The organism is Streptosporangium sp. NPDC005286, from assembly GCF_040607515.1.
Classification (GTDB): Bacteria; Actinomycetota; Actinomycetes; order Streptosporangiales; family Streptosporangiaceae; genus Streptosporangium.
The window spans coordinates 83,747-90,861 of sequence record NZ_JBEXGU010000015.1 but is presented as its reverse complement, the minus strand read 5'-3'; the positions used below and the strand labels follow the sequence as shown (position 1 = coordinate 90,861).

Genomic DNA, 7,115 nt, shown 5'->3' with positions numbered 1-7,115 from the left:
CAGGTGCATGCCGTACTGCGCGGCGAAGCTCGCCCCGAGCAGCATGCCGAAGCCACGCTGCCGCCGGGCGAGGAGGAAGGGCCGGCTGCTCGCCCTGCTGCGGGCGGGCCGGGAACGGCGCCGGTCGCGACGTTTCAGGCCCTCGCGCCGGGGGCGGCTGGACGGCAGGGCGACGATTCGCGAGACCCTGCGCAGGGGCGGGGAGATCGCCGGTCTCCGCTACCGCGCGCATCGGACCAGACCCCGCAGGGTCGTGCTGCTGGTCGACGTCAGCGGCTCCATGACCCCGTACGCGGACACGCTGCTCCGCCTGGCCCACGCGCTGGTCAGGTCGGAGCCCGGGGCCACCGAGGTGTTCAGCGCGGGCACCCGGCTGACGCGGCTCACCGCCGAGCTGAGCCACCGCGACCCGGCCACCGCGATGAACGCCGTCTCCCGCGCCATTCCCGACTGGAGCGGCGGCACCCGGCTGGGTGCGGAACTCCGGCGGCTCCTGGCGCTGAACGACGCGGCCGGCGCGACGGTGGTGATCGCGTCCGACGGGTGGGAGCGCGGCGACGTCTCGCTGCTGGGGGCGGAGATGGCCAGGCTGTCGCGGACGGCCCACCGGGTGATCTGGGTGAACCCGCACAAGGGGCAGGAGGGCTACCAGCCGCTCACCGCCGGCATGCGGGCCGCCCTTCCGCACATCGACGACTTCGTGGCCGGGCACAGCCTGGCCGCCTTAGAAGAGCTGGCAATGCTGCTGGGAGGCACTCGTGCGTGATGTTCTGTCGCAGGTCCTGCGCTGGTGGGAGGCGGGGGAGACGTTCGGCCTGGCCACCGTGGTCGACACCTTCCGCAGCGCCCCCCGGCCGCCGGGGGCGTCCATGGCGGTGCTCGGCGACGAGGCGGAGGGCAGCGTCTCGGGCGGCTGCGTCGAGGGGGCCGTCTACGAGCTGGCCCAGGAGGTGGTCTCCTCGGGCAGGCCCGTCCTGCAGCGGTACGGGGTGAGCGACGACGACGCCTTCTCCGTCGGCCTGACCTGCGGCGGCATCCTGGACGTGTTCGTCGAGCCGGTCTCCAGGAAGACCTTCCCCGAGCTGGGGTCGGTCGCCGCCTCGGTGCTCGGGCACGAGCCGGTGGCGGTGGCGACGATCCTGTCCGGGCCGGGCGCGGTGGGCAGCCGCCGGGTGATCTGGCCGGACCGCTCCTCGGGCTCCCTGGGGGTGGACCGGCTGAACGAGGCGGTGGACGACGACGTACGGGGCATGCTGGCGCAGGGGCTGACGGGCGTCCGCAGGTACGGGGCCCGGGGGGAGCGGCGGCTCGACGAGTTGTCGGTCTTCGTGCAGTCCTTCGCGCCGCCGCCCCGGATGCTGGTCTTCGGCGCGATCGACTTCGCCGCCGCGGTCGCCAGGATCGGCAAGTTCCTCGGTTACCACGTGGTCGTGTGCGACGCCCGGCCGGTCTTCACCACGGCCAAGCGCTTCCCCGAGGCCGACGAGGTGATCGTCAAGTGGCCGCACGACTACCTCACCTCGGTCACCGTGGACGAGCGGACCGCGATCTGCGTGCTCACCCACGATCCCAAGTTCGACGTCCCCCTGCTGGAGGTGGCCCTGCGCACCCCGGCGGGCTACGTCGGCGCCATGGGATCGCGCCGTACCCACGAGGACCGGCTGGCCAGGCTCGCGCGGGCGGGGCTGGGGGAGGCCGAGCTGAAGCGGCTCCGCTCGCCGATCGGCCTGGATCTGGGCGCGCGCACCCCCGAGGAGACCGCGGTCTCCATCGCCGCCGAGCTGATCCAGCTGCGCTGGGGCGGCTCGGGCAGGCCGCTGACCGACGGCTCCGGCCGGATCCACGGCGACGGCCCGGTTCATGGCGATGACCCGGTTCACGGCGACGGGCCCGGCGCGTGAGTACGGGCGGAGCGGAACCGGCGGGAACGGTGAGCGCGGGGCTGCTGCTGGCCGCCGGGTCCGGCTCGCGGCTCGGCACGCCGAAGGCGCTGGTGGAGTTCGGCGGGGAGCGGCTGGTGGACCGGGGGGTCAGGGTGCTCCAGGACGGTGGCTGCCGGCCCGTGGTCGTGGTGCTCGGGGCGGCCGCCGTCCGGGTGCCGGGGGCGGTGACCGTCCACAACCCGGACTGGAGTTCGGGGATGGGCTCCTCGCTCAGGGCCGGTCTGGACGCGATCCCCGCCACCGCCGAGCACGTGGTGATCAGCCTGGTGGACCAGCCGTTCGTCGGCCCGGCGGCGGTGGAGCGGCTCATCCGGGCCGCGGAGCGGGGTGCCTCGGTCGCCGTCGCCACCTACGGCGGGGCGCGGCGGAACCCGGTGCTGATCGCCAGGGAGCACTTCGCGGAGGTCTCCCGGCTCGCGACCGGCGACGCCGGAGCACGCCCGTTCCTGAAGGCCCATCCCGAACTGGTCGTCGCGGTCCCCTGCGACGACGTGGCGGACCCCGCCGACATCGACACCCCGGCGGACCTGTCGGCGCTGCGGGCCCGCTCCGACGTCGCCGCCCGAGCCGCCCGGCCCGGCTGAGCCCGGCGGCTTCACGGGCCCGTTCCGGCCTCGCCGCCCGAGTCGCCGCCTGAGTCGCTGTCCGAACCCCCTGAGCCCCACCTGGGCGGACCCGCCGGAGCCAAGGGCCCGTTCCGGCCTCGCCACCCGAGCCACCCGGGCCTTCCGGACCCTCAGGCCCGGCTGGTCAGTCCGGTCAGTCCGGTTTCTGGGAGGTCAGGCGCAGCGAGGCGAAGGCGGCGCGGTGGTCGCTGCCCGCGGCCCGCTCGACGCCCGCCCCGGTGGCGGTCAGGCCGCGGTAGAGGATGTGGTCGGGACGGGTGACGGGGAAGGCCGCGGGCCAGGTGAAGCCGAACCCCGTACCGGCCTCCTGCTGGGCGTCCGACAGCGGCGGCACCAGGCCGGAGCGCTTGCGGTCGGTGGTGGCGGTGTTGAGGTCGCCGAGCAGCAGCAGGCGCGCGCTGTCGTCCTTGTCGATCATCCTGCGGGCGTAGGCGAGGGTCTCGTCACGCTGCGCGGTCTGGCCCGGCCGGGCGGAGGCGAGGTGCATGACGTACACGGTCAGTCTCCCCTTGGGGGTGGCGACCACCGCTCGCAGCGCCCGCGCCCAGTCGAGGCCGATGTCGGCCTTGCGGGCCTCGACGATCGGGAACCGGCTCCACAGGCCGACCGTGGCGATCCGGTAGTGATGGGGAAAGCGTTCGCTGAGGATCTCCGCCGCCGGGCCTCCTGCGGTCAGCTCCTGCACCGCGACCAGGTCACGGCCCTTGGAGACCGACCGTACGGCCTCGGCCGAGTCGGCGTTGGCCGCGCCCACGTTGAGCGTGGCGACCGACAGGTCGCTGGGGCCGCCGGGCGGGCTGCGCAGCAGCGTCGGGCCGAACATGAGGCCCCAGACGATCGCCGGGAGCAGCGCCGCGAAGATCACCTGCCATGAGCGGGTGGCCAGCGCGCAGATCAGCAGGATGGGTATCGCGACGCCGAGCCAGGGAAGGAGGCTCTCCAGCACGGGAGTGAACCCGCCCAGTTCCGGCAGGAGCCGGTGCCCTCCAAGAGTCAGGGCCAGGGCTCCCGCCACCACGATGATCGACCGCCTCAGCACACCCCTCCTTGTCGCCGTCAAAGATCCCCTACCCCGGAATGCGTAGGCTACCGGCCCGACGGGCGGGGCTTGGTGCTTCGGCGGTGAGTCGATAGCCTTTACAGCCAAGGAAACGGAACAACATTCGGTTTCGTCGGCGCTGCGGAAGGACGATCTCACGATGCGTATCGGTATGGCCCTGAGCTACTCGGGAGGCTTCAAGGAGACGGTGGCCGAACTGGCCGACTACGAGAAGGCCGGTCTCGACATCGTCTTTGTCGCCGAGGCGTACAGTTTCGACGCGGTCAGCCAGCTGGGCTACATCGCGGCCAAGACCGAGAGGCTGCAGATCGCCTCCGGCATCCTGCCGATCTACTCCCGCACCCCCGCCCTGCTGGCCATGACCGCGGCGGGCCTGGACTACGTCTCCGACGGCCGCTTCACCCTCGGCCTGGGGGCCTCGGGACCGCAGGTCATCGAGGGCTTCCACGGTGTCCCGTACCACGCCCCGATCGGACGCACCCGCGAGGTCATCGAGATCTGCCGCCAGGTGTGGCGGCGTGAGCGCCTGAACTACGAGGGCAGGCACTACACCGTCCCGCTCCCCGCGGACCAGGGGACCGGTCTCGGCAAGCCGCTGAAGCTCATCAACCACCCGCTCCGCGACCGCATCCCCGTCGTGATCGCCGCCATCGGTCCCAAGAACGTCGAGCTGGCCGCCGAGCTGGCCGAGGGCTGGGAGCCGATCTTCTACATGCCGGAGAAGGCCGCCGAGGTGTGGGGGGCCTCCCTGGCGGCGGGCCGGGCCAAGCGGGACCCGGCACTGGGAGAGCTGGACGTGATCGCCCAGGCGTCGCTGGCCATCGGCGACGACGTCTCGGGCTGGCTGGAGCTGGGCCGCCCGATGGCCGCCCTCTACATCGGCGGGATGGGGGCCAAGGGCAGGAACTTCTACAACGACCTCGCCCGCAGGTACGGCTACGAGAAGGAGGCCGAGCAGATCCAGGACCTCTACCTGGAGGGAAAGAAGGACGAGGCCGCCGCGCTCGTTCCGCGGGAGATGCTGGAGAAGATGTCGCTGATCGGCTCGGAGGGGCATGTCAGGGAGCGGCTGCAGGCGATGCGCGAGTCGGGTGTCACGACCATCAACGTCGCCCCGCTGGGACGCACCCACGCAGAGCGCCTGCGGCTCGTCGAGAAGGTCAGGGAACTCGCCTCCTGACCCGCCGCGCGGGAGACCGGGAGCCGGTGGGCGTGCGATCGGCGGGTTCCGGTTCCGGTAGGGGGCCGGCGAGATCGGGCCAAGGGGACGACATTGGTCAAATCGGCCAATAACATGCGTGCCATGACCGTCATCCACGTACGGCGCCGTGAGAACCTCGCGGCCCTTCTCCCCGCTCACGAGGCGGATGCGATCCTGGTCACCGGTGGCGTGAACGTGCGCTACCTGACCGGCCTGGCCAGCTCCAACGCGGCGGTCCTGGTCCGGGCCGACGCCGGCGCCACGCTGGCCACCGACTCCCGCTACATCGGGGCCGCCCGGCGGCTGTGCGCCGACATCGAGGTGGTCGAGGAGCTCGACGTCGCCGGGGCGCTGCTGCCGGAGGGCGGCCGGACGGGCATCGAGGCCGACCACATGTCCGTCGCCACCTACTTCCGGCTGGGCGGCGACCGGCTCCGCCTGTCGAAACTGGTGGAGTCGGTGCGCATGGTCAAGGACGACGCCGAGATCGATCTCATCCGCACCGCGTGCGAGCTCACGGACCGGGCCTTCGCCGAGGTCCTGCCCGAACTGCGTCCGGGGCTGACCGAGAAGGAGGTGGCCAGGGCGCTGGAGCGCCGGATGGTCGAGCTGGGCGCGGACGGGCTCGCCTTCGACACGATCGTCGCGAGCGGGCCCAACGGCGCGATCCCGCACCACTCGCCCTCGGACCGGCCGCTGGAGCGCGGAGACCTGGTCACCATGGACTTCGGGGCGCTGTACCGGGGCTACCACGCAGACATGACCAGAACCGTGGCGATCGGCGAGCCCGTCGGCTGGCAGCGCGAGCTGTACGACCTGGTCCGCGCCTCCCAGCGGGCCGGCCGCCGGGCCGTGCGGACCGGTGCGGCGCTCCACGAGGTGGACGCCGCGGCCCGCGACCTGATCGCCGAGGCGGGATACGGGGAGTTCTTCAAGCACGGTCTCGGCCACGGAGTCGGGCTGGAGATCCACGAGATGCCGTTCCTGTCTCCGCGAAAGCCAGAGCCTGACCACGAGCACGCTAGAATAGAGGACCGAGTTCCGGTCACGGTTGAACCTGGGGTATATCTTCCCGGCAGGGGCGGTGTCCGCATCGAGGACACGCTCGTGGCGCGTGATGGCGGGCCGGAACTTCTCACCCGGACGACCAAAGAGCTGCTCGTCCTCTAAGAGCGGCCGTACGCAGGAGAGAACTAGTGGCGACGACGAACGACCTCAAGAACGGCCTGGTGCTCAAGCTCGACGGCGGTGAGCTCTGGGCTGTCGTGGAGTTCCAGCACGTCAAGCCCGGCAAGGGCGGCGCGTTCGTCCGCACCAAGCTCAAGAACGTGCTATCGGGCAAGGTCGTCGACAAGACCTTCAACGCGGGCGTCAAGGTCGAGGTGGCCAACGTCGACAAGCGCGAGATGCAGTTCTCGTACATGGACGGCGACGACTACGTCTTCATGGACACCGAGACCTACGACATGCTCCATGTCTCCAGGGTCGCGGTCGGCGACTCCGCCAACTACCTGCTGGAGAACATGCTGGCCACCGTGGCGATCAACGAGGGCAACGTCCTCTACGTCGACCTGCCCGCGGCCGTCGAGCTGATCGTCGCCGAGACCGAGCCCGGCCTCCAGGGCGACCGCTCCACCGGCGGCACCAAGCCCGCCAAGCTGGAGACCGGTGCCGAGATCAAGGTGCCGCTGTTCATCACCACCGGCGAGAAGGTCAAGGTCGACACCCGCACCGGCGATTATCTCGGCCGCGCCTGATGTCGGCACGGGGTAAGGCGCGCAGGCGCGCGCTGGACATCCTCTTCGAGGCGGAGGCACGGAGCGAGGACCCGCTCAGCGTTCTCGCCGAGCGCCTGGAGCGGGCCGAGCCGCCCGTGAACGAATACACCACGACGATCGTCGAAGGCGTGTGCAGGCACCGGACGCGCATCGACGAGCTGATCACCGCCTACGCCGACGGCTGGACGCTCGACCGCATGCCCGCGGTCGACCGCAACCTCCTGCGTGGCGGCACCTACGAGCTGCTGTGGATGCCCGACGTCCCCGAGGGCGTCGTCATCAGTGAGTGGGTCAGCCTGGCCTCCGAGCTGTCGACCGACGAGTCGCCACAGTTCGTCAACGGCCTGATGGCCAGGTTCAAGCAGCTCAAGCCGTCGCTGACGCTCTAGCCGCGCCCCGCGGGGAGCCGATCTCCGTCTCCCCGCCTCGGCGCACATCCCCACGGCTCCTCATCCACTCGCACACCCCCGCGGCCCGGACGGGCACTCATCCGGCACCTCCCCCGGA

At 71.6% G+C, this 7,115-nt stretch carries 8 protein-coding genes; 7 read left to right on the top strand and 1 reads right to left on the bottom strand.

Going from position 1 to position 7,115, the window contains the following annotated elements:
• The 3 genes from ABZU75_RS08735 to ABZU75_RS08725 all read left to right on the top strand — a co-directional run.
• On the top strand, positions 1–766 hold a 766-nt coding region (locus ABZU75_RS08735; protein WP_355550965.1), incomplete at its 5' end, for a VWA domain-containing protein.
• Positions 759–1,901 carry an XdhC family protein gene (locus tag ABZU75_RS08730; protein ID WP_355550963.1) on the top strand — a complete coding sequence of 381 codons (1,143 nt, stop codon included), beginning with the start codon at positions 759–761 and terminating at the stop codon, positions 1,899–1,901. The genes ABZU75_RS08735 and ABZU75_RS08730, both read left to right, overlap by 8 nt.
• Positions 1,898–2,527 carry a nucleotidyltransferase family protein gene (locus ABZU75_RS08725; RefSeq protein ID WP_355550961.1) on the top strand — a complete coding sequence of 210 codons (630 nt, stop codon included), beginning with the start codon at positions 1,898–1,900 and terminating at the stop codon, positions 2,525–2,527. Before ABZU75_RS08730 ends, ABZU75_RS08725 begins: the two co-directional genes overlap by 4 nt.
• A gap of 175 nt (positions 2,528–2,702) precedes the next feature.
• Here ABZU75_RS08725 and ABZU75_RS08720 read toward each other — a convergent pair whose 3' ends face one another.
• Positions 2,703–3,608 (bottom strand): endonuclease/exonuclease/phosphatase family protein, encoded by a 906-nt coding sequence (locus tag ABZU75_RS08720; protein ID WP_350953544.1) that lies wholly within the window; start codon positions 3,606–3,608, stop codon positions 2,703–2,705.
• Positions 3,609–3,768: 160 nt separating this feature from the next.
• Here ABZU75_RS08720 and ABZU75_RS08715 point away from each other — a divergent pair, with 160 nt between their 5' ends.
• From ABZU75_RS08715 to nusB, 4 genes are all read left to right on the top strand, one after another.
• Complete coding sequence (locus tag ABZU75_RS08715) at positions 3,769–4,809, top strand: LLM class F420-dependent oxidoreductase (RefSeq protein WP_355550958.1); 1,041 nt, start codon at positions 3,769–3,771, stop codon at positions 4,807–4,809.
• 123 nt (positions 4,810–4,932) lie between these two features.
• The gene (locus ABZU75_RS08710; RefSeq protein WP_355550956.1) at positions 4,933–6,000 is read left to right on the top strand and encodes an aminopeptidase P family protein; all 1,068 of its coding nucleotides are present in this window, start codon (positions 4,933–4,935) and stop codon (positions 5,998–6,000) included.
• 26 nt (positions 6,001–6,026) lie between these two features.
• Positions 6,027–6,587 carry an elongation factor P gene (gene efp, locus ABZU75_RS08705; RefSeq protein WP_343979490.1) on the top strand — a complete coding sequence of 187 codons (561 nt, stop codon included), beginning with the start codon at positions 6,027–6,029 and terminating at the stop codon, positions 6,585–6,587.
• Complete coding sequence (gene nusB, locus ABZU75_RS08700; protein WP_355550953.1) at positions 6,587–6,997, top strand: transcription antitermination factor NusB; 411 nt, start codon at positions 6,587–6,589, stop codon at positions 6,995–6,997. Before efp ends, nusB begins: the two co-directional genes overlap by 1 nt.
• Positions 6,998–7,115: the final 118 nt, after the last annotated feature.